The organism is Actinoplanes nipponensis (assembly GCF_016862275.1).
GTDB lineage: Bacteria > Actinomycetota > Actinomycetes > Mycobacteriales > Micromonosporaceae > Actinoplanes > Actinoplanes nipponensis.
Window position 1 is genome coordinate 43,273 of record NZ_BOMQ01000075.1, and the last position, 20,424, is coordinate 63,696.

Genomic DNA, 20,424 nt, shown 5'->3' on the forward strand with positions numbered 1-20,424 from the left:
TCACCCGAAGCGGTACCGGGTCTGCGTGTACGGCCCCTTGCCGAAGGCCAGCACCTTGGCCGGCCTGATCCCGTACACCAGCCCGGTGCGCCCGGCCGGGTCCCGGAAGGCGCCCTCGCCCACCTCGAAGTCCCAGTCCAGCCGGGCTTTCCACAGCGCCGCCAGCGCGCGCAGCCGCTCCGGCCCGGTGACGCGGAGCGCCACGCCCTCGACCACCACGTCCAGCCCGCCGTGCAACCGGCTGCTGCCGGTGGACAGCACGCACTCCGGTCGGCGGGCCAGGTTCTTCGCCTTCTGCTCCCGGTCGCCGGTGCAGATGTGCAGCCGGCCCCGGTCCCAGATCGCCGGCAGCGGGGTCACGTGCGGGCGGCCGTCGGCGCGCACGGTCGACAGGAAGAACATCTCCGCCGCGGCCAGCACCCGCTCGGCGTCGGCCCACGGGACCGCGGTGGCGCCCGGCTCACTGAAGTCCTCGTTGAGTTCGGCGGTCGGTGTGGTCATGGCTCCTCTTCACGACTGAGTTCCTCGGCGCGGGCCAGCAGGGCGCGCCGCTCGGGCGCGGACGGGGCCACGGCGGCGGCCTGCTCGAAGAGGGCCACCGCGCCGGTTGTGTCCCCGGCCCGGGCGGTCAGCTCGGCCTCCGCCGCCACCGCGTACGGGTACCCGTCCAGCGCACCGCCGGCCCGCGCCTCGGCCAGCAACCGCAGCCCGGCCGCCGGGTCGTGCGCGTACCCGTGGGCCACCGCCCGGTTGAGCGCGACCACCGGGGTGGGCAGTTGCGCGTACAGCTGGTCGTACAGGCCCGCGACGGCCGGCCAGTCGGTCGGCGTCGCGGTGTGGCAGGCGGCGATGCGGGCCTGCAACGCGTACGGGCCGGTGGTCGACGGCAGCAGCGCCAGCGCCTCGGCGATCGCCGCGTGGTCCCAGCGCGACCGGTCCTGCCGGTCCAGCGGGCGCAGGTTGCCGTCGTTGTCGCGGCGGGCGGCCCGCCGGGAGTGCTGCAGCAGGCACAGCGCCAGCAGGCCGGTGATCTCCGGCTCGCGCGGCATCAGCTCGGCGAGGAGCCGGGCCAGCCGGATCGCCTCCGCCGCGAACGCCGGTTCGCCGTCCGCGTCGTACCCCCGGGTGAAGAGCAGGTAGAGCACCGCCAGCACCCCCGGCAGGCGCTCGGCCAGGGCCGGCCCGGCCGGCACCCGGTACGGGATGCCGGCCGTCGCGATCTTGTTCTTGGCCCGGGTGAGCCGCCGCGTCATGGTCGGCTCGGTGACCAGGAAGGCGCGCGCGATGTCGGCGGTCGGCACCCCGGCCACGGTCCGCAGGGTCAGCGCGACCCGCGCCTCCAGGGCCAGCGCGGGATGGCAGCAGGTGAAGATGAGCCGCAGCCGGTCGTCCACGACCTCTTCCCCCTCCCTCGCCGGCGCCGTGAGCAGGGCCAGCTCGGCCAGTTTGCGGCGTTCGACGGCCGCCCGCCGGAGCACGTCGGTCGCCTTGTTGCGGGCGACCGTCATGAGCCAGCCGCCCGGGTTCGCCGGCACCCCGTCGCGCGGCCAGCGTTCCAGGGCGAGCGTGAGGGCCTCCTGGGCGCAGTCCTCGGCCAGCGTCCAGTCGCCGGTGACCCGGATCAGGGCGGCCACGATCCGCGGGTACGCCTCGGCACCGGCTCGGGCGACGGCCTTCCCGGCGTCGGTCATGCGCGTCAGGCCAGGTCGACGAACGGGCGCAGCTCGAGGCGGCCGCCGTGGGCCATCGGGTGCGCCCGGGCCACCTCGATGGCCTCGTCCAGGTCGGCGCACTCGAGGATGTCGAAGCCCACGATGACCTCCTTGGTCTCGGCGAACGGGCCGTCCGAGAGGAGCAGCTCGCCGCCGCGTACCCGGACCGTCGTGGCCGCCGCGGCCGCGCCGAGCACGCTGCCCTCGACCCGCCGCCCGGCGGCGTCGTTCTCCGCCACCCAGGCCTCGATGGTCGGGATGCGGGACTCGTCGGTCTCCGGCTCGGTGTCGGTGCAGACGAACATCATGTACTTCATGTCGGTTCTCCTCTTTCCCGTGATCTCACCACCGTGACGAACGGGCGCCGCCGTTCCGGACAGGTCCGGCCCCCGGAGATAGTGGCCCGCGTCACAATTTGCCGCCACCCCCCGCACGAGCAGCGGGAACGCCGTGCCCGGAACCGAGGGACAGAGGCGATCTTGCGAGTCGGCCGCTATTCTTGGCTGCGCGCCCAAGAGCGGCGCTAGCCCCCGGCCGAGAGGCGCTGCGACGGACTCCGTGCGATCGGAGCTCCGCCACGCTCGGCCCCCGGGTCAGAGTCTCAAGGGCGCCTCCCGATGAGGGGGGTGCCCTTCTTCATGAACGATCGTCTTCAGCAGCGCAACGGCCTCGATTTCGCCGTGGCCGACCTGTCCCTGGCCGCGTTCGGCCGCCACCAGATGCGGCTGGCCGAGCACGAGATGCCGGGCTTGATGTCCATCCGCGCCGAGTACGCCGACAGCAAGCCGCTCAGCGGCGCGCGCATCGCCGGCTCGCTGCACATGACCATCCAGACCGCCGTGCTCATCGAGACCCTCGTGGCGCTCGGCGCGGACGTCCGCTGGGTGTCCTGCAACATCTTCTCGACCCAGGACGAGGCCGCCGCCGCGATCGTGGTCGGCCCCGAGGGCACCGTCGACGCCCCCACCGGCACCCCGGTCTTCGCCTGGAAGGGCGAGACGCTGGAGGAGTACTGGTGGTGCACCGAGCAGCTGTTCGACTTCGGTGACGGCCTCGGCCCGAACATGATCCTCGACGACGGCGGCGACGCCACCCTGCTGGTGCACAAGGGCCGCGAGTTCGAGCTGGCCGGCGCGGTCCCCGCGACCACCACCGAGGACAGCCACGAGTACACGGTCATCCTCGACACGCTGCGCCGCAGCCTGGCGTCGGACCCGCAGCGGTTCACCCGGATCGCCGCCGACATCAAGGGCGTCACCGAGGAGACCACCACCGGCGTCGCCCGGCTGTACAAGTTCGCCAAGACCGGCGAGCTGCTCTTCCCGGCGATCAACGTCAACGACTCGGTCACCAAGAGCAAGTTCGACAACAAGTACGGCATCCGGCACTCGCTGGTCGACGGCCTGAACCGGGCCACCGACGTCATGCTCGGCGGCAAGCTCGCCGTGGTCTGCGGCTACGGCGACGTCGGCAAGGGCTCGGCCGAGACGCTGCGCGGCCAGGGCGCCCGGGTCGTCGTGACGGAGATCGACCCGATCTGCGCGCTGCAGGCGGCCATGGACGGCATGCAGGTCGTCCGGATCGAGGACGTCGTCGCCGAGGCCGACCTGTTCATCACCACCACCGGTGGGCAGGACATCATCACGCCCGAGCACATGGCGCAGATGAAGCACAACGCGATCGTCGGCAACGTCGGCCACTTCGACGACGAGATCGACATGGCCGGGCTGGCCAAGGTCCCGGGCATCGAGAAGGTCGAGATCAAGCCGCAGGTGCACGAGTGGCGCTTCCCGGACGGGCACGCGATCATCGTGCTCTCCGAGGGCCGGCTGATGAACCTGGGCAACGCCACCGGGCACCCCAGCTTCGTGATGTCCAACTCGTTCACCAACCAGGTGATGGCCCAGATCGAGCTCTGGACCAAGCCCGAGGCGTACGACAAGCAGGTCTACGTGCTGCCGAAGCACCTGGACGAGAAGGTCGCGCGGCTGCACCTGGACGCGCTCGGCGTGCGGCTCACCACGCTGACCAAGAAGCAGGCGGAGTACCTCGGCATCGACGTCGAGGGCCCGTACAAGCCGGACCACTACCGGTACTGACCGATCGAGGCCCGGGTCACCCGCTCACCGGGAGACCCGGGCCACGTTCGATCATGAGCGCGTGATCGGCCGCCGTCCGGGAGAATGTGCCGGGTGAAAGTCGAGACGACGTTGCTGTTCATCCTGGCCGGAGTCGCCGTCGTGGTGGCGATGCGCTGGGTCGCCGCCAAGACCGGTCTGCCCGCCGCCGCCCTGCTGACGGTCGTCGGGATCGTGTACGCCGTCCTGCCCGGCCCCAACATCGCACTCGACCCCCACCTGGTCCTGACGCTCATCCTCCCGCCGCTGCTCTACAACGCGGCGCTGAACTCCTCGCTGGTCGACATCCGCCGCAACCTGCGGACCGTGATCAGCCTCTCCGTGGTCCTGGTGCTGCTCACCGCCCTGCTCATCGGCTATGGCTTCAGCCTGTTCGTAGCCGGCGCCACGCTCGCCGCCGGGGTCGCGATCGGCGCCGCCGTGGCACCCCCCGACCCGGTGGCCGCGCTCGCCATCGGCAAGCGGATCGGCCTGCCCCGCAACATCGTCACCCTGATCCAGGGCGAGGGCCTGCTCAACGACGCGACCGCGCTGACCCTGCTGAGCGTCGCGCTGGCCGCCGCCTCGAACGGCAAGTTCTCGTTCACCTCGGCCGTGGGCGAGTTCGTGATCATGGCCGTGGGCGGGGTGATCGCCGGCATCCTGGTCGCGTACGGCGTCCGGACCGCCCGCCCGATCATGCACGACCCGCTGATCGCCAACGCCGTCTCGCTGGCCACCCCGTTCGTGGCGTACCTGCTGGCCGAGCGGGTGCACGTCTCCGGCGTGCTGGCCGTGGTCGTGGCCGGCCTGATCGTCGGCCACGACATGCCCCGGCTGGGCTCGGGCGCGAGCCGGCTGCAGGTCAGCGCGGTCTGGCGGCTGGTCGACTTCCTGCTGGAGGGGCTGGTCTTCCTGATGATCGGCCAGCAGCTGCCGGCCGTGGTCCGCGGCCTGTCGCAGTACGAGACATCGACGATCGTCATCGCCGTCGCCATCTCCGTCGGCGTGGTGCTGCTGCTGCGCCCGCTGTTCCTGGTGCTGACCCAGATGCTGCCGATCTCGCTGCACACCCGGCTCGGCGGCACCAGCGACGAGACCGAACAGCGCGGCCGGGAACGCGAACGACGCCTCAACGGCAAGGAGATCACCGCCCTCAGCTGGGCCGGCACCCGCGGCGTCATCACCCTGGCGGCGATCTTCACCGTGCCGCTCACCACCAAGAGCGGCGCGCCGTTCCCCGACCGCGACCTGCTGCTGTTCTGCGCCTTCGTCGTCGTGCTGGTGACGCTGGTCGGCCAGGGCGTCACCTTCGCCCCGCTGGTGCGGATACTCGGGCTGCGCGCCAACGAAGCCGACAAGGTCCGGCTGCGCAACGAGGCCCGCTCGGCGTCGGTGCAGGCGGCACTCGACCGGCTCGACGAGATCGACCACGAGAAGCACGACGACGTCGAGGACGCCGCGATCGAGGCGATGCGCAAACAGCTCGGCCACCGGATGGAGCGCTACCGGCGCCGGCTCGACCTGCTCGACCAGTCCGACTCGGACCGGGTGCCGCACTCCCCGCAGTACGAGGCCGGTCTGCGCGTCCGCCGCGCGGTGATCGACGCCCAGCGCGACGAACTGCTGCGCTGGCGGGACGCGGACCGGCTCTCGGACGAAGGGCTGCGGGTGCTGGAACGGGAACTCGACTTCGAGGAGCGGCTGCTGCCGGATCGGCCCCGGTAGGTTCTTGATCAAATTCTTTCGGGCGATGTCGTGCCTGGTTGCATGGTGCTGACCGTCGCTCCGGCTAATTGCATGGCTCTTTCTTCGGCTTCCGGCTGGGTGGGGGTGGGGGTTGTGGCGGCTGCCCGCGGCTTGGCTGTCGCCGGCGTGTCGCCAGGCCTACCTGCCGCGGGTGGGCCCCCGATCCGGCAGGGGGTCCGGCTAGCTGGCCTCGCCTGGGTACCCGCTCCGGTTGGTCACGGCCAGCCCGACCCGCCCCCATCCGGCTCGCGCATCCGGTTCCGCCGAGCCCGGCCCGGCCCGCCGCAGGGCTTTCCCATGTGCCCGCGGCCCCGTCTCCCGGTGGAGATTGTCTTCACCTGGATCTTGATGACTCAGCGCCTTGGAAATGGTCCCCACTCTCCAAGATCCGCGCAGCTGGGGGGCGGTGATGCGGCAGCTGGCGCGTGATGGCTACGCCACGGCATCCCGCTGAACCGCCGACGCCACCGCCACCGCCACCGCCACCGCCACCGCCACCGGCTAATCGAGCCACCGAGCACGAGCACCGAGTGATATGAATCGTCTCTAGCTGAATCTTGATGACTCAGCGCCTTGGAAAAGGCCCCCACTCTCCAAGATCCGCGTAGGCGGGCAGCAGTGATGAGGCGACTGCCCCCGTGACGGCCACGCCACAGCACCCCGCTCAACAGCCGACGCCCGCCACCAACCGGCACCGGGCACCGGGCACCGGGCACCGGGCACCGGGCACCGGAGATCGTCTCTAGCTGGATCTTGATGACTCAGCGCCCTGGAGAAGGCCCCCACTCTCCAAGATCCGCGTAGGCGGGCAGCAGTGATGAGGCGACTGCCCCTTGATGGCCACGCCACAGCATCCCGCTCAACAGCCGACGCCCGCCACCAACGAGCACTGGGCAACGTCGATCAAGATCCTCTGCAGCCGGATCTTGATGACTCAGCGCCCTGGAAGAGGCCCCAACTCTCCAAGATCTGCACAGGTGGGCAACATCAATGCGGCAGCTGCCCCGTGATGGCCACGCCACGGCATCATGCTGAACCGCCAACGCCGCCGCCACCGGCTAACCGAGCACCCGAGCACCCGAGCACCCGAGCACCCGAGCACCCGAGCACCCGAGCACCCGAGCACCCGAGCACCGAATCCATACAGGACCTCGCCGCGCCACTTCCCCAACGACGAAGCCCCAACCCCCTCGACCACGCAGACCCACTTCGAGACCTTGATAACTACCGGCCCCCAAACCCGGCCACCCCTCATCAAGATCCAGGAAGCACCGCCATCATTGCCCACAACCGGGTCAGACCTGCCGGAAGTCGATGCCCAGCAGGCTAGCCGCCGCCCTGTAATCCGCCGCCCGGTGGTCCAGCGACAGCGACCAGTGATGCCCCACCCCCGACGCGCTCCACTCGTCCACCCACTCACCCGGATCCCGGCCGAAGTCGACCCGGCTGGTCGTGTTGCCGATGGCCAGCAGCGGCCCCGGCACCACCGTCCCCTCCGCGGCGATGAACGACAGCGATCCGTCCCGGTCCTGGCCGAGGCCGAGCAGCGTGACCGGGCCGGGGCGGACATCGAACTCCACGCTGACGCCCCAGCCGCGCTTGCCGTGGTAGACGCCCAGGCCGCGCAGGAGCGGGTCGCGGGCGCTGACCGCCAGGTGGGCCGGGCCGTCGTGGCCCATCTCCACCACGTTGTCGGTGAAGTTCAGCGCCTGCAGTTCGCAGAACGAGCCGCCCGCGCCGACCGCCTGGGTGGCGAGCTGGGCCACGGTGGTGCGCAGCTCGTACTCGCCGGTGGCCGGGATGCCGCGGGCGGTCAGCAGGGACGCGCCGAGGATCATGCCGGCGCCGAGGCGTTCGTGCTGCTCGCCGTCGAGGCCGCGGTGGTAGTAGGCCAAACTGTCCAGCGCGAAGTCGTCGACCAGGCGGTCCAGCGCGACCGACACCGTGGCGCCCCAGGCGAAGTCTTCCTCCTGCACCGTGTCGTCCAGGGTGAAGATCTCCCGGGCCAGGTCCATCCGCTGCTTGGTCTCGGCCTCGGTGACCTGCTCGACGCGCTGGCGCAGGTCGTCGAATTCGAGCACCTCGACGTGCGAGCCGAACGTCGCGGGCAGCAGCGTCAGGTCGGTCGAGACGTCCAGCATGCCGGGGTAGAGGTGACCCATCAGCCCGTGCCGGGCATGCCGCAGGGCCGCGCGGACGTGGGCCGCCCGGATCCACTGGCCGATGCGCTGCCAGGCCGATTCCTGCCGCAGCCAGCCGGAGACCGAGCGGAACGGGATCCCGGCCCGGCGGAACGTGTTGCCCATCTCCGGCACCGGGCACTGCCCGCAGTACGCCAGCCACGCCCCGGTGTCGAACGACGCGTGGTCCATCTTCTCGGTCGGCTGCAGGTCGATGACCAGGACCGGGGTGTTGGCCCGCTGGGCGATCGGCAACACCATCGAGGCCGTCAGGTACGTCGTCAGGAACAGCACGATGAGGTCGCAGTCGGCCACCCGCAGCTTCTCCGCGGCGGCCGCGCCCTCCTGCGCGTCCGAGATGAAGCCGACGTCGGTGACCTCGGCGTCCATGTCCTGGAAGCGTTGGGAGACGTAGCGGGCGGACTCCTGCAGCTGGGGCAGCAGGTCGGGGAACTGCGGCCAGTACGTGCCCAGGCCGCCGGCGACCAGCCCGATCCGGGTCCTGCGCCGCTGCTTGACGGGGAGAAGGTCGGTCATGACGGTGCCTCCAGGAGGATGACGTGCAGGCGGCGCGGGCCGTGGACGCCCTCGACGCGGTTGAGTTCGATGTCGCTGGTGGCCGACGGGCCGCTGATCCAGGTGAGCGGGCGGCGCGGGTCGAGCCGGGCCAGCGCCGCCGGCACGGAAGCGACGACCTGGTCCGCCCGTACCACGCAGATGTGCAGGTCCGGCAGCAGTGAGATGATCCGCCGGCCCTGGCCGGGTGATCCGTCGAGCACGATCGTGCCGGTCTCCGCGACGGCGACGGTGGCGGCGGTGAGCACTCCCCCGGCGCCGGCCAGCGTCCCCGCGCTCAGTCCCTCGTCGCGCAGCACGTCGACGCCGACGGGCAGCCAGTCGGGGTCGATGCCGGGCGGCACGATCAGCGGCGCGGGCGCGAGCGCGGCCACCGTCTCGGCGACGGGGACGCCGCGGTGCACGACCGCCTTGTAGTCCTCCAGCCGTTCCACCAGCCGGTCCAGGTCGGCGGGCTCGTCGCCGCGCCGGTAGTCGCGCGGGATCTCGGCCGGCGGCGCGGTGTCGCCGAGGGCGGCGCGGATCCGGCCGAGGATCAGCTCGCGGCTGTTCATCGCTTGGCCCACCAGTCGCGGAAGGTCTCGGGCGGCGGGTCGGGCAGATCGCGGCTGGCGGTCCAGCCGCTGAGCGGTGGCGGCAGGCGCCGACCGGCGAGCCGGCTGAGCTTCGCGGCATGCTGCGCGGCCGCGTAGAGCCGGGGATGGTCCATCGTGTACGCGGCCGCGTGCATCGCCGCCCGCTCGCCCCGCGGGTGCGGCGCCTCGTTGCGCAGGTGCACCAGGATGGACGGGATGTCGATCTTCACCGGGCAGGCGTCGAAGCAGGCACCGCACAGCGACGACGCGTACGGCAGCGAGGCGTTGTCCTCGACCCCGGTGAGCTGCGGCGACAGCACCGCCCCGATCGGGCCCGGATAGACCGACCCGTACGCGTGCCCGCCGGTCCGCTCGTAGACCGGGCACACGTTGAGGCACGCCGAGCAGCGGATGCAGTGCAGCGCCTGGCGCCCCACCTCGTCGGCCAGCACCGCGGTACGTCCGTTGTCCAGCAGCACCAGGTGGAAGTTCTGTGGCCCGTCGCCCGGCGTCACCCCGGTCCACATCGACGTGTACGGGTTCATCCGTTCCCCGGTCGAGGCCCGGGGCAGCAGTTGCAGGAACACCTCGAGGTCCTGCCACGTCGGCACGAGCTTCTCGATGCCCATGACCGTGATCAGGGTTTCCGGCAGGGTCAGGCACATCCGGCCGTTGCCCTCGGACTCCAGCACGGCCAGCGTGCCGGTCTCCGCGACGGCGAAGTTGGCCCCGGACACCGCGACCTTCGTGCTGAGGAACGTCTCGCGCAGGTAGCGCCGCGCCGCGCCGGCCAGGATCACCGGCTCGTCGGTGAGCGCCGGGTCGACGCCGGGCATCTCGCGCAGGAAGATCTCGCGGATCTCGGCCCGGTTGCGGTGGATCGCCGGCACCAGGATGTGGCTGGGCTTGTCGTGGCCGAGCTGCACGATGAGCTCGGCCAGGTCGGTCTCGACCGGCTCGATGCCGGCCGCCTCCAGCGCCTCGTTGAGGGCGATCTCCTGGGTGGCCATCGACTTGACCTTGATGACCCGGGTCTCCCCGGTGGCCTGGACCAGCTCGGTGACGATCCGGTTGGCCTCGTTGGCGTCCGCCGCCCAGTGCACGACGCCGCCGGCCGCGGTGACGTTCTCCTCCAGCTGCGCCAGCAGCTCGGGCAGCCGGGCCATGGTGTCGGTCTTCAGCGCCGAGCCGGCCGTCCGCAGCTCCTGCCAGTCCGGCAGCTCGGCGATCACCGCGCCGGACTTGGCCCGGATCGTCGTGGTGGCGTGGCCGAGGTTGCGGCGCAGCTGGGCGTTCCCCAGGGCCTTGCGGGCGGCGGCCGGGAACGCCTCGTCGCCGCGCAGGTGCCCCACGCCACGCGGCGAGGTCGTCGGCATGCCGAGGAACGTGGTCATGGGGTGTCCTCCGTCGCGGCGAGGATCTCGGCGAGGTGCACGGTCCGGACGCCGGCGCCGAGCCGGGACAGGCCGCCGCCGATGTGCATCAGGCAGGACGAGTCGCCGGCGGTGCAGACCTCCGCCCCGGTGTCGAGCACGTGGCGCATCTTGTCGGCCAGCATCGCCGTCGACGTGTCGGCGTTCTTCAGCGCGAACGTGCCGCCGAAGCCGCAGCACTGGTCGGCCGCGGGCAGCTCGACCAGCTCCAGCCCGCGGACGTGGCGCAGCAGCCGCTGCGGCTTGTCGCCGACCCGGATCATCCGCAGCGAGTGGCAGGTCGGGTGGTACGTCACCCGGTGCGGGTAGTACGCGCCCACGTCCTCCACCCCGAGCACGTCGACCAGCAGCTCGGACAGCTCGTACGTGCGCGAGCCGACGTCCTCGGCCCGGGCGGCCAGCCCCTCGTCCCCCGCCGACCGGGCCACCATCGCGTGCTGGTGCCGCACCGATCCCACGCACGACCCGGACGGCGCCACCACCACGTCGTACGGGGCGAAGGTCCGGACGTGCCGGCGGACCAGCGGCAGGGCGTCCTGCTGGTAGCCGGTGTTGATGTGCATCTGGCCGCAGCAGGTCTGCCCCTCGGGGAAGACCACCTCGTGGCCGAGCCGCTCCAGCAGGTGCACGGTCGCCTTGGCCGCCGCCGGGAACATGGTGTCGGCCAGGCAGGTCACGAACAGCGCGATGCGCATGTCAGGCCTCCAGTCGGCGCTCGGCCGCTCGCCACGCGGCCGCGTCGCCGCGCGGCTCGTAGCGCACGATCTGCTGAGTCTCCCGCAACCGGGCCCGCAGCGCCGGGAGGTCACCGCTGATCGCCCCGGCCGCCCGGGCCTGCACCAGCACGTTGCCCAGCGCGGTGGCCTCGACCGGGCCGGCCAGCACGGGCAGTCCGCAGGCGTCGGCGGTGAGCTGGCAGAGCAGCTCGTTGCGGGCGCCGCCGCCGACGATGTGCACCGCGCCGACGGACCGGCTGGACAGCTCCTGGGCCTGGCGGACGGCCCGGCGGTGGGCCAGCGCGAGGCTGTCCAGCACGCACCGCACGATCTCGGCCCGGCCGGACGGCGGGCGGTCACCGGCCCGGGTCAGCCGGCCGGCCATGTCCCCCGGCGGCAGGAAGACCGGGTCGTCCAGGTCGACGACGGCCCGGAAGGCGGGCACCGCGGCGGCCTCGCGCAGCAGCGCGGGCAGGTCCGGGGAGCCCCACTCGCGCAGGCACTCCTGCAGCGGCCAGAGCCCCATCACGTTGCGCAGATAGCGCACCGTCCCGTCGACGCCGCCCTCGTTGGTGAAGTTGGCCCGCCGGGACGCCTCGGTGAGCACCGGCGCGTCCAGCTCGACACCGACCAGCGACCAGGTGCCGCAGGAGATGTAGGCGAAGTCCGGGCCCGCCGCCGGCACCCCCACCACCGCGGACGCGGTGTCGTGCGACCCCACGGCGATGACGTCCGGCGTGCCGAGGCCCAGCTCAGGCAGCACCGGGCCGATGACCGTGCCGGGCGCCCGCAGCGGCGGGAAGAGGGTGGGCCGGATCCCGAGCGCGGTCATCAGTTCTCCGGCCCACCGACCCGAGCCTAGATCGAGAAGCTGGGTCGTGGAAGCGTTGGTGAATTCCGCTCCCGTTTCGCCGGTCAGCCAGTACGCCAGCAGGTCCGGGATCATCAGCAGCTGCCGGGCCGCCGCCAGCTGCGGGGTGCCGGCCGCGGCGACCAGCTGATAGATGGTGTTGAAGGGCAGCTTCTGCAGGCCGGTGAGCGCGTACAGCTTCTCCTCGCCGATCACCGACGCGACCCGCTCGGCCGCGCCCTCGGTCCGCGAGTCGCGGTAGTGCACCGGGTTGCCCAGCAGGGCCCCGGTCGCGTCGAGCAGCCCGTAGTCCACGGCCCAGGAGTCGATGCCGATGCCGTCGACCGGCCCGGCCCGGCGCAGCCCCTCCAGGACGCCCCGGTACAGCGCCAGGATGTCCCAGTAGAGGGTGCCGCCGGCGCGGACGGGCTCGTTGCGGAACCGGTTGACCGCCTCCAGGGCGAGCGTGCCCGGCCCGACCCGGCCGACCATGACGCGCCCGCTGGACGCGCCGAGGTCGACCGCCGCGAACGTCTTCACCGCAGGAAGGCGGCTGCCACCCCGGCGTCCACCGGGATGTGCAGGCCGGTCGTGTGTGACAGCTCGCCGCCGGTCAGCACGAACACCGCGTTCGCCACGTGCTCCGGGAGCACCTCGCGCTTGAGCAGCGTGCGCTGGGCGTAGTAGGCGCCGAGCTCGGATTCCTCCACGCCGTAGACGGCGGCCCGCTGGGCGCCCCAGCCGCCGGCGAAGATGCCGGAGCCGCGGACCACCCCGTCGGGGTTGATGCCGTTGACCCGGATGCCGTGCCCGCCGAGCTCGGCGGCGAGCAGCCGGACCTGGTGCGCCTGGTCGGCCTTGGCCGCGCCGTAGGCGACGTTGTTCGGGCCCGCGAAGAGCGAGTTCTTGCTGGAGATGTAGACGACGTCGCCGCCCAGACCCTGCGCGATCATGACCGCGGCGGCCGCCTGGGCGACCAGGAACGAGCCCTTGGCCATGACGTCGTGCTGGAGGTCCCAGTCGGCCTCGGTGGTCTCCAGCAGCGGCTTGGAGATCGACAGCCCGGCGTTGTTGACGACCAGGTCCACCCCGCCGAAGGCCAGCACGGTGTCCCGGAGGGCGGCGGCGACCTGGGCCGGCGAGGTCACGTCGGCGGCCACGGCCACCGCCGCGTCCGGTCCGCCGATCTCGGCCGCCACCGTCCGCGCGGCGTCGGCGTCGCGGTCGGCGACCACGACGCAGGCGCCCTCGGCGGCCAGCCGCAGCGCGATCGCCCGGCCGATGCCGGAGCCGCCGCCGGTGACGAACGCGATCCGGGTGGCCAGCGGCTTGGGCTTCGGCATCCGCCGGAGCTTGGCCTCCTCCAGCGCCCAGTACTCGATCCGGAACTTCTCCGCCTCGTCGATCGGGGCGTAGGTGGAGACCGACTCGGCCCCGTGCATCACGTTGATGGCGTTGACGTAGAACTCGCCGGCCACCCGGGCGGTCTGCTTGTTCGCGCCGAAGCTGAACATGCCGACGCCGGGGATGAGCACGATCGCCGGGTCCGCCCCGCGCATGGCCGGGCTGTCCGGGCCGGCGTGCCGCTCGTAGTAGCCGCGGTAGTCCTCGCGGTAGGCGGCGTGCAGTTCCTTGAGCCGGGCCTCGACCTCGGCGAGCGGCGCGTCCGGCGCGGTGTCCAGCACCAGCGGCTTGACCTTGGTCCGCAGGAAGTGGTCCGGGCAGGAGGTGCCCAGCGCGGCCAGCTCCGGCATCCGCGCGCGGCGGACGAAGTCGAGCACGACCTCGCTGTCGGTGTAGTGGCCGACCTGCGGGCGGTCGGTGGAGGCGAGGCCCCGGACGATCGGGAACAGGGCGGCCGCGCGCTCCCGCCGTACCTCGTCGGTGAGGGCCTCGTGGACCAGGGGGCCGAAGGGCGCCTCGCGGCCGTGACCGGCGATCCAGGCCGCGGCGGTGTTGATGATCTCGAGCGAGTTGGCCTCGCACTCGGCGCTGGTGGCGCCCCACGCGGTGATCCCGTGGCCGCCGAGGATGACGCCGATGGCCTGCGGGTTGGCCCGCTGCACGGCGGCGATGTCCAGGCCGAGCTGGAAGCCGGGCCGGCGCCACGGCACCCACAGCACCCGGTCGCCGAAGATCTCCTTGGTCAGCGCCGGGCCGTCGGCGGCGGTGGCCAGCGCGATGCCCGCGTCCGGGTGCAGATGGTCGACGTGCGGCGCGTCCACCAGGCCGTGCATGGCCGTGTCGATCGACGGGGCGGCGCCGCCCCGGCCGTGCAGGCAGTAGTCGAACGCCGCCACCATCTCGTCCTCGCGCTCGACGCCGGGGAAGACCCCGGCCAGCGCGCGGAGCCGGTCCAGCCGCAGCACCGCGAGGCCGGACTCCGTGAGCGTGCCGAGGTCGCCGCCGGAGCCCTTGACCCAGACCAGCTCGGTCGGGGCGTTGGTGACGGGGTCGGTCTCCGTCCCCTTCGCCGACGTGTTGCCGCCGGCGTAGTTGGTGTTGCGGGGGTCGGCGCCCAGGCGGTTGCTGCGGGCCAGGAGGTCGCTGACTGCGGGGTTAGACATGGTGATCCTTCGCAGGCGGGCCATGAAACGTTTCATTGATGTCGAGCAGATTACGGGCCCGCGGCGGCCCCGGTCAATACCTCCGGCGGTCAGTAGGCGCGCGAGCGCACGACCGTCGAGGCTCGCGCGACCAGCTCCGGCACGAACAACGGCTGCTGGTGGTGGTGATGGTCGGGGTTGGTCGCCTCGTCCAGCACCAGCTGCGCGGCGGCCCGGCCCAGCTCCTGCCGCGGCTGGCGCACCGAGGTGAGCGGCACGGCCGCCGCGGCGGCGAACTCGATGTCGTCGAAGCCGACGATGGCCAGCTCCTCCGGCACCCGCAGGCCGGCGCCGATGGTCTGCTGGAGCAGGCCGAGGGCGAGCAGATCGTTGGCGCAGAACGCGGCGGTGGGCCGGCGCCGCGCCGGGATGCCGGCGAGCCGCTCGCCGGCCGAGCGCCCCTCGGCCACGGTCAGCGCGGCGGTGGGCAGGTAGATCAGGTCGTCCGGGGGCAGGCCGAGCTCGGCCCAGATCTGCCGGGCCCCCTCGAGGCGCTCGCGGACCTGCCCGATCGACTCCGGGCCGCCGACCACGGCGACCCGGGTGTGGCCCTGCTCGGCCAGATGCTCGACCGCGATCCGGCCGCCCAGCACGTCGTCGACCGCCACCGAGCAGAAGGCGCCGCCCACCCCGACCCGGTCGACGATGACCACCGGGATGCCCCGGCGGCTGATCTCGGCCAGGTGCGGGGCCTCGGGGTTGACCGGGGTGATCAGGATGCCCTGCACCCGCTGCTGCATGAGGCGGTCGAGGTGGACCTCCTCGCGGTCGGCCCGGCCGTTGCTGTTGCAGATGAACAGCGACAGGTCGGCCTCCTCGGCCGCGAGCTCGATGCCCTGCGCGACGTCGTGGAAGAACGGGTTGCTGCCGTCGAGCATCACGTAGGCCAGGGTGCGGCTGGTGCCCGCCCGCAGCTGGCGCGCGGACTCGTTGCGGACGAAGCCGAGCTCGGCCATCGCCCGCTCGACCCGCTCGCGGGTGCTGGGGCTGACCACCTCGGGGCGGTTCATCACGTTCGACACGGTGCCCAGGGAGACGCCGGCCGAGCGGGCGACGTCCTTCACGGACGGTGTCCTGCCGTTGACCACGGCTCCCCCTTTGAAACGTTGAAGCGACATCGTACGGCACCACGGCACACCGGTACCGGGCTTGTTTCCACAAGGTTTCACCAGACGCTTGACACGTGTGATCGGGGCCACCTACTTTCGTCTCACGCCGTATGAAACATTTCAACGATCGTTCGGAGGTGGCCCGTGACAGCAACGCCCGGCCCGTCACGGCCCGGCCCGGCCAAGCTGGAAGTGCGCGACGTGACGAAGTCCTTCGGCGCCGTGGCGGCGGTGCAAGGCGTCAGCTTCCCGCTGTACGCCGGTGAGGCGCACGCCCTGGTCGGCGAGAACGGCGCGGGCAAGTCCACCATCGTCAAGATGCTGGCCGGCGTGCACCGGCCCGACACCGGCACGCTCGCCGTCGACGGCGCCGAGGTCGAGTTCGCCGGCCCGGCCGACGCCAAGGCCGCCGGCATCGCCGTGATCTACCAGGAGCCGACGCTCTTCCCCGACCTTTCCGTCGCGGAGAACATCGCGATGGGCAACCAACCGCTCACCCGGCTGCGGCAGATCGACCGCAAGGCGATGCACGCCAACGCCGCCCGCCTGTTCACCCGGCTGGGCGTGCACATCGACCCCGACCGCCCGGCCCGCGGCCTGTCGATCGCCGACCAGCAGCTCGTCGAGATCGCCAAGGCGCTCTCCAGCGAGGCCCGCGTGCTGATCATGGACGAGCCGACCGCGGCGCTCAGCGGCGTCGAGGTCGACCGGCTCTTCGCGGTCACCCGGGCGCTGCGCGACGAGGGCGCCGCCATCATGTTCATCTCGCACCGCTTCGAGGAGATCACCGCGCTCTGCCAGCGCGTCACGATCATGCGGGACGGCCGGCACGTGTGCACCGAACCGGTCGCCGACCTCAGCGTCGACGACATGATCCGGCGGATGGTCGGGCGCGACCTGAGCGCGCTCTTCCCCAAGCAGGACACCGAGATCGGCGAGACGGTGCTGGAGGTCGAGGGCCTGGGCCGCGAGGGCGTCTTCCGCGATGTCAGCTTCACGGTCCGCGCCGGCGAGATCGTCGCCCTGGCCGGCCTGGTCGGCGCGGGCCGCTCCGAGGTCATGCAGGCGGTGTTCGGCGTCGACCGGTACGACACCGGCTCCGTCCGCTTCCTCGGCAAGCCGCTCAAGGCCGGCTCGCCGCGGGCGGCCATGGCGGCCGGCATGGCGCTGGTCCCCGAGGACCGCCGCCAGCAGGGCCTGGTCATGGACCTGTCGATCGAGCGCAACGTGACGCTGCCCCGCAGCCGCGCGCTGGCCCGGCTCGGCCTGCTGTTCGGCGCGGCCGAGCGACGCGAGGCGACCAGCTGGACCAGCCAGTTGCAGACCAAGCTGGGCCGGCTGTCCGACCCGGTGGGCACGCTGTCCGGCGGCAACCAGCAGAAGGTGGTGCTGGCCAAGTGGCTGGCCACCGACCCGAAGCTGCTGATCGTCGACGAGCCCACCCGCGGCATCGACGTCGGCACCAAGGCGGAGGTGCACCGGCTCATGTCGTCCCTGGCGGCCCGCGGGCTCGCCGTCGTCATGGTCTCGTCCGAGCTGCCCGAGGTGCTGGGCATGGCCGACCGGATCATCGTCCTGCGGGAGGGCCACGTGGCCGCCCGGCTCACCCGCGCGGAAGCCACCGAGGAGAACGTCATGTACGCCGCAATGGGTCAGCAGGTGACCACATGACCGCGACCGCGACGGCGCCCCGGCACCTCCTCTCCGGCCTGGTCAAGGTTCGTGAGCTGGGCATCATCCTGGCCCTGGTGCTGCTGGTCGGCTACACCGCGGCGAGCAACCCGCGGTTCCTGTCCGGGCAGAGCATCCGCGACATCCTGCTGAACACGGCGATCCTCGCGGTGATGGCGGCCGGGCAGGCCGTCGTGGTCATCACCCGCAACATCGACCTGTCCGTCGGGTCGGTGCTGGGCCTGAGCGCGTTCACCGTCGCGACGATGATGAGCGACAACCCCGGCCTGCCGATGGTCGTCGCGATCCTGGTCGGCCTCGCCGTCGGCGGGGCGGCCGGCGTGCTCAACGGCGTGCTGGTCCGGTACGGCCGGGTGCCCGCCCTGGTGGTCACGCTCGGCACGCTCTACATGTTCCGCGGCGTCACCTACTCGTGGGCCGGCGGCCAGCAGGTCAACGCCGACGAGCTGCCGCGGCACTTCCTGACCTTCGCCAACGACGCCGTCCTGGGCATCCCCTGGCTGGTGCTGATCGCGCTGGTCGTGGTCGGCGGCGTCGCGCTGCTGATGCGCAACTACCGGGTGGGCCGCGAGCTGTACGCGATGGGCTCCAGCCCGCAGGCCGCCGAGCTGGCCGGCATCAAGGTGGCCCGCAACCTGCTCGGCGCGTTCATCCTGAGCGGCGCGCTGGCCGGGCTGGCCGGGGTGCTGTTCGCCGCCCGGTTCGGCACGGTCGACGCGGCCGCCGGCACCGGCCTGGAACTCAACGTCGTCGCCGCCGTGGTGGTCGGCGGGGTGGCGGTCTTCGGCGGCAGCGGCACGGTGTGGGGCGCGGGCCTCGGCGCCCTGCTGTTGACCGTGATCGGCAGCTCCCTGACCGTGCTGGACATCAACCAGTTCTGGCAGCAGGCCATCGTCGGCGCCCTGATCATCCTGGCCATCTGCGCGGACCGCCTGGTGGCGGTGCGGATCGCCCGCTCGCTGCGGAAGAAGGACTCCCATGTCTGATCTTGCCCGCGGCGGAAAACAGAAGGACAACGCCGTGTTGGAGGTCCGGAGGAGACTCGCCACCTGGGACAGCATCATCGTCCTGCTGACCGTCTTCGTGCTGGTCGTGGCGTCGTTCTCGGTGACCAACTTCGGCACCAGCCGCAACTTCACCTTCATGATCCTCGACCTGCTGCCGATCGTGCTGGTCGCGCTGCCGATGACCTTCATCATCGTCACCGGCGAGATCGACCTGTCGGTGGCCAGCACACTCGGCCTGGCCAGCTCGATCATGGGCTACCTGTGGAACCAGGGCCTGTCCATCGAGTCGATCATCCCGATCTGCGTCGTGGTCGGGGCGGTGCTCGGGGCGATCAACGGCTTCCTGGTCACCGGGCTGGGGCTGCCGTCGCTGGCGGTCACCATCGGCACGCTCGCCCTGTACCGCGGGCTGGCGTTCGTGGTGCTGGGCGACGGCGCGGTCGCGGACTTCCCGTTCACGTACACCGGCTGGGTCACCGGGACCATCGGTGACGGCCCGGTCCCGAACGTCCTCGTCCTGATCCTGGTCCTGGCGGCGATCTTCGGGGTCATCCTGCACGCGACGCCGTTCGGCCGTTCGCTGTTCGCGATCGGCGCGAACGCCCAGGCCGCGCACTTCTCCGGCATCCGGGTGGCCCGCACCAAGTTCTGGCTGTACGTGGTCAGCGGCGCGGTCGCCGGGCTGGTCGGGGTGCTCTGGACGCTGCGTTATTCCAGCGCCCGGGCCGACAACGGCGCCGGACTCGAGCTGGCCGTGGTCGCCGCGGTCCTGCTCGGTGGCGTCTCCATCTTCGGCGGCAAGGGCAGCCTCCCGGGCGTCCTGGCCGGCGTGGTCCTGCTCGCCGCTCTGCAGAACGCCCTGCGCCTGCAGGACGTCTCGGGGCAGGCGCTGAACATCGTCACCGGCGCCCTGCTCGTGCTCTCCGTACTGCTGCCCAACATCGCTACCTCGATCCGCACCACCTGGCAAAGGCGGAAACTGCGCCGCGCCGCCACCGTTTGATCTCCCCCCTTCCTAGGAGTTCATCATGCTTCGTTCCCACCGACGCCTACTCTCCGCAGGCGCCGCATCGCTCCTCGTTCTCGGCATCGCCGCCTGCGGCGGGACCACCAAGGACAGCGCCGACAACTCGGGCGCCGCCGCGCAGACCGGCGCCAGCGCCGATCCCAACGCCAAGCTCAAGGAAGGCCTGAAGATCGCCTTCCTGCCCAAGCAGCTGAACAACCCGTACACCGACGTCGAGGTGGGCGGCGGCAAGGTCGCGGCGGGCGAGCTCAAGGGCGAGTACAAGCTCGTCGGCCCGAACGACGCCAGCGCCTCCTCCCAGGTCAGCTACATCAACACGCTGATCCAGCAGCAGCAGGACGTGATCGGCATCGCGGCCAACGACCCGAACGCGGTCTGCCCGTCGCTGAACCAGGCCCGCCAGGCCGGTATCAAGATCGTCGCGTTCGACTCGGACGCCTCCAAGGACTGCCGCGACGTCTTCATCAACCAGGCCACCACCCAGGGCATCGGCGAGAGCCTGGTCAAGATGGCCAGCGAGCTGGCCGGCGGCTCGGGCGAGATCGCCATCCTCTCGGCGACGCCCAACGCCACCAACCAGAACGCCTGGATCGAGGTCATGAAGACCGAGCTCGCCAAGCCCGAGAACGCCAAGCTCAAGCTGGTCAAGACCGCGTACGGCAACGACGACGACCAGAAGTCCTTCCAGGAGGCGCAGGGTCTGCTCCAGTCGTACCCGAACCTGAAGGTCATCGTCTCGCCGACCACCGTGGGCATCGCCGCGGCCTCCCGGTACGTCAGCTCCTCGAACTACAAGGGCAAGGTGGCGATCACCGGCCTGGGCCTGCCGAACCAGATGCGCGAGTACGTCAAGGACGGCACCGTGAAGAAGTTCGCGCTGTGGAACCCGGCCGACATCGGCTACCTGGCCGCGTACGCGGGTGCGGCGCTGGCCTCGGGCCAGATCTCCGGCCAGCAGGGCGAGAAGTTCAAGGCCGGCAAGCTCGGCGAGTACACCGTCGGCGCGGCCGGCGAGATCGTCCTCGGCCCGCCGACCGAGTTCACCGCCGAGAACATCGACCAGTTCAACTTCTAG

The 20,424-nt window shown here is 71.7% G+C and carries 16 protein-coding genes; 6 read left to right on the top strand and 10 right to left on the bottom strand.

Annotation, left to right across the window (positions count from 1 at the left end; translation table 11 throughout):
- Genes Ani05nite_RS31865 through Ani05nite_RS31875 form a run of 3 tightly spaced genes read right to left on the bottom strand, consistent with a single transcriptional unit; the run spans position 1 to position 2,029 of the window.
- Positions 1 to 501: a pyridoxamine 5'-phosphate oxidase family protein gene (locus Ani05nite_RS31865; RefSeq protein ID WP_203774535.1), complete on the bottom strand. Its 501-nt coding sequence runs from the start codon at positions 499 to 501 to the stop codon at positions 1 to 3.
- Complete coding sequence (locus tag Ani05nite_RS31870) at positions 498 to 1,691, bottom strand: RNA polymerase sigma factor (protein WP_203774537.1); 1,194 nt, start codon at positions 1,689 to 1,691, stop codon at positions 498 to 500. The genes Ani05nite_RS31865 and Ani05nite_RS31870 overlap by 4 nt, the downstream gene beginning before the upstream one ends.
- A 5-nt stretch (positions 1,692 to 1,696) precedes the next feature.
- Positions 1,697 to 2,029 carry a YciI family protein gene (locus Ani05nite_RS31875; RefSeq protein ID WP_203774539.1) on the bottom strand — a complete coding sequence of 111 codons (333 nt, stop codon included), beginning with the start codon at positions 2,027 to 2,029 and terminating at the stop codon, positions 1,697 to 1,699.
- 321 nt (positions 2,030 to 2,350) lie between these two features.
- On the opposite strand from Ani05nite_RS31875, the gene ahcY reads away from it, so the two are divergent.
- Both ahcY and Ani05nite_RS31885 read left to right on the top strand, forming a co-directional pair.
- A complete protein-coding gene (gene ahcY, locus Ani05nite_RS31880; RefSeq protein WP_203774541.1) occupies positions 2,351 to 3,811 on the top strand; it encodes an adenosylhomocysteinase in 1,461 nt (486 codons plus the stop codon).
- A gap of 84 nt (positions 3,812 to 3,895) precedes the next feature.
- Positions 3,896 to 5,557: a Na+/H+ antiporter gene (locus tag Ani05nite_RS31885; protein ID WP_203774543.1), complete on the top strand. Its 1,662-nt coding sequence runs from the start codon at positions 3,896 to 3,898 to the stop codon at positions 5,555 to 5,557.
- 1,316 nt (positions 5,558 to 6,873) lie between these two features.
- Here Ani05nite_RS31885 and Ani05nite_RS31890 read toward each other — a convergent pair.
- From Ani05nite_RS31890 to Ani05nite_RS31920, 7 genes are all read right to left on the bottom strand, one after another.
- Positions 6,874 to 8,295, bottom strand: coding sequence for an L-fucose/L-arabinose isomerase family protein (locus tag Ani05nite_RS31890; protein WP_203774545.1), 1,422 nt, complete (start codon positions 8,293 to 8,295; stop codon positions 6,874 to 6,876).
- Entirely contained in the window at positions 8,292 to 8,888 is a 597-nt protein-coding gene (locus Ani05nite_RS31895; RefSeq protein WP_203774547.1) for a LutC/YkgG family protein, read from the bottom strand. The genes Ani05nite_RS31890 and Ani05nite_RS31895 overlap by 4 nt, the downstream gene beginning before the upstream one ends.
- Positions 8,885 to 10,303, bottom strand: a complete 1,419-nt coding sequence (locus Ani05nite_RS31900) for a lactate utilization protein B (protein WP_203774549.1) — start codon at positions 10,301 to 10,303, stop codon at positions 8,885 to 8,887. Before Ani05nite_RS31900 ends, Ani05nite_RS31895 begins: the two co-directional genes overlap by 4 nt.
- Entirely contained in the window at positions 10,300 to 11,037 is a 738-nt protein-coding gene (locus Ani05nite_RS31905; protein WP_203774551.1) for a (Fe-S)-binding protein, read from the bottom strand. Before Ani05nite_RS31905 ends, Ani05nite_RS31900 begins: the two co-directional genes overlap by 4 nt.
- Position 11,038: 1 nt before the next feature.
- Complete coding sequence (locus Ani05nite_RS31910; protein WP_239130836.1) at positions 11,039 to 12,448, bottom strand: rhamnulokinase; 1,410 nt, start codon at positions 12,446 to 12,448, stop codon at positions 11,039 to 11,041.
- Positions 12,445 to 14,475 carry a bifunctional aldolase/short-chain dehydrogenase gene (locus tag Ani05nite_RS31915; RefSeq protein ID WP_203774553.1) on the bottom strand — a complete coding sequence of 677 codons (2,031 nt, stop codon included), beginning with the start codon at positions 14,473 to 14,475 and terminating at the stop codon, positions 12,445 to 12,447. The genes Ani05nite_RS31910 and Ani05nite_RS31915 overlap by 4 nt, the downstream gene beginning before the upstream one ends.
- An 89-nt stretch (positions 14,476 to 14,564) precedes the next feature.
- On the bottom strand, positions 14,565 to 15,578 hold the full coding sequence (locus Ani05nite_RS31920; RefSeq protein ID WP_239130838.1) for a LacI family DNA-binding transcriptional regulator: 1,014 nt from the start codon (positions 15,576 to 15,578) through the stop codon (positions 14,565 to 14,567).
- 189 nt (positions 15,579 to 15,767) lie between these two features.
- On the opposite strand from Ani05nite_RS31920, the gene Ani05nite_RS31925 reads away from it, so the two are divergent.
- From Ani05nite_RS31925 to rhaS, 4 genes are read left to right on the top strand one after another with little or no spacing between them, the layout of a single operon-like run.
- A complete protein-coding gene (locus Ani05nite_RS31925; RefSeq protein WP_239130839.1) occupies positions 15,768 to 17,294 on the top strand; it encodes a sugar ABC transporter ATP-binding protein in 1,527 nt (508 codons plus the stop codon).
- Positions 17,291 to 18,301: an ABC transporter permease gene (locus tag Ani05nite_RS31930; protein ID WP_203774556.1), complete on the top strand. Its 1,011-nt coding sequence runs from the start codon at positions 17,291 to 17,293 to the stop codon at positions 18,299 to 18,301. The genes Ani05nite_RS31925 and Ani05nite_RS31930 overlap by 4 nt, the downstream gene beginning before the upstream one ends.
- Complete coding sequence (locus tag Ani05nite_RS31935; protein WP_203774557.1) at positions 18,294 to 19,325, top strand: ABC transporter permease; 1,032 nt, start codon at positions 18,294 to 18,296, stop codon at positions 19,323 to 19,325. The genes Ani05nite_RS31930 and Ani05nite_RS31935 overlap by 8 nt, the downstream gene beginning before the upstream one ends.
- 25 nt (positions 19,326 to 19,350) lie before the next feature.
- On the top strand, positions 19,351 to 20,424 hold the full coding sequence (gene rhaS, locus Ani05nite_RS31940; protein WP_203774558.1) for a rhamnose ABC transporter substrate-binding protein: 1,074 nt from the start codon (positions 19,351 to 19,353) through the stop codon (positions 20,422 to 20,424).

What these genes read in the sequence shown, in the direction of transcription:
- Ani05nite_RS31865 (WP_203774535.1), bottom strand. Translation starts at nt 501, where the DNA reads ATGACCACACCGACCGCCGAACTCAACGAGGACTTCAGTGAGCCGGGC.
- Ani05nite_RS31870 (WP_203774537.1), bottom strand. Translation starts at nt 1,691, where the DNA reads ATGACCGACGCCGGGAAGGCCGTCGCCCGAGCCGGTGCCGAGGCGTAC.
- Ani05nite_RS31875 (WP_203774539.1), bottom strand. Translation starts at nt 2,029, where the DNA reads ATGAAGTACATGATGTTCGTCTGCACCGACACCGAGCCGGAGACCGAC.
- ahcY (WP_203774541.1), top strand. Translation starts at nt 2,351, where the DNA reads ATGAACGATCGTCTTCAGCAGCGCAACGGCCTCGATTTCGCCGTGGCC.
- Ani05nite_RS31885 (WP_203774543.1), top strand. Translation starts at nt 3,896, where the DNA reads ATGTGCCGGGTGAAAGTCGAGACGACGTTGCTGTTCATCCTGGCCGGA.
- Ani05nite_RS31890 (WP_203774545.1), bottom strand. Translation starts at nt 8,295, where the DNA reads ATGACCGACCTTCTCCCCGTCAAGCAGCGGCGCAGGACCCGGATCGGG.
- Ani05nite_RS31895 (WP_203774547.1), bottom strand. Translation starts at nt 8,888, where the DNA reads ATGAACAGCCGCGAGCTGATCCTCGGCCGGATCCGCGCCGCCCTCGGC.
- Ani05nite_RS31900 (WP_203774549.1), bottom strand. Translation starts at nt 10,303, where the DNA reads ATGACCACGTTCCTCGGCATGCCGACGACCTCGCCGCGTGGCGTGGGG.
- Ani05nite_RS31905 (WP_203774551.1), bottom strand. Translation starts at nt 11,037, where the DNA reads ATGCGCATCGCGCTGTTCGTGACCTGCCTGGCCGACACCATGTTCCCG.
- Ani05nite_RS31915 (WP_203774553.1), bottom strand. Translation starts at nt 14,475, where the DNA reads ATGTCTAACCCCGCAGTCAGCGACCTCCTGGCCCGCAGCAACCGCCTG.
- Ani05nite_RS31930 (WP_203774556.1), top strand. Translation starts at nt 17,291, where the DNA reads ATGACCGCGACCGCGACGGCGCCCCGGCACCTCCTCTCCGGCCTGGTC.
- Ani05nite_RS31935 (WP_203774557.1), top strand. Translation starts at nt 18,294, where the DNA reads ATGTCTGATCTTGCCCGCGGCGGAAAACAGAAGGACAACGCCGTGTTG.
- rhaS (WP_203774558.1), top strand. Translation starts at nt 19,351, where the DNA reads ATGCTTCGTTCCCACCGACGCCTACTCTCCGCAGGCGCCGCATCGCTC.